We start from the raw sequence: 645 nt of genomic DNA on the forward strand, positions 1-645 counted from the left end.
AGTAATGGAAAGATAGACAAGAAGTCATTGCCTGAACCTGACGGTTCCGGGTTCTCGAGCCGTGAGTATGTTGCCCCACGTAATAAAACAGAAGAACAGCTGGTTTTGATCTGGCAGGAACTTCTGGATATTGAACCCATCGGTATCCATGATAATTTCTTTGAACTTGGAGGTCATAGTTTACTGGCTACACGTTTGGTTTCTATGATTCGTAAGGAACTGGAGATAGAGTTGTCGATTCGAGAGGTATTTGAACTCTTAATAATAGAAGATTTAAGTACCTATTTGCAACATAAAGCAAATCAAAAAAAAGAAAGTAAGGATATAGTTTACAAACAAATAATAAAAATATAATGAATAAGATCGTTTTAAGTCTTATAAAAAGAGCGCAGGATAATGACATTAGATTGGAGTTAGAAGGAAGCTCTTTGATTTTAAAATCAGAAAATGAAAATATTGATGATAATTTACTTGCTGATATAAAGATTAATAAAGAACTTATCATTCAGTATTTTGAAAAAATTGAAGCAAATAAGAATTACAATGAATTAGGTAACAATACAATAAGATATTATGATCGGGATTCTTTTATTCATATTCCTTTATCTTTCAGTCAGGAGCGTTTATGGTTTTTGGACCAGCTTC

At 32.4% G+C, this 645-nt stretch carries 2 protein-coding genes; both read left to right on the plus strand.

Annotated features, from left to right (window positions below; genetic code table 11):
* Positions 1-354: phosphopantetheine-binding protein (locus tag B0A80_RS21105; RefSeq protein ID WP_133063727.1), on the plus strand; the 354-nt coding region annotated here is incomplete at its 5' end.
* Positions 354-645, plus strand: a 292-nt coding sequence (locus tag B0A80_RS20285; RefSeq protein ID WP_133063728.1) for a TubC N-terminal docking domain-related protein, incomplete at its 3' end; no start/stop codon positions are given. The genes B0A80_RS21105 and B0A80_RS20285, both read left to right, overlap by 1 nt.

The sequence above is a fragment of the Flavobacterium tructae genome (assembly GCF_002217475.1).
GTDB classification, from domain to species: Bacteria; Bacteroidota; Bacteroidia; order Flavobacteriales; family Flavobacteriaceae; genus Flavobacterium; species Flavobacterium tructae.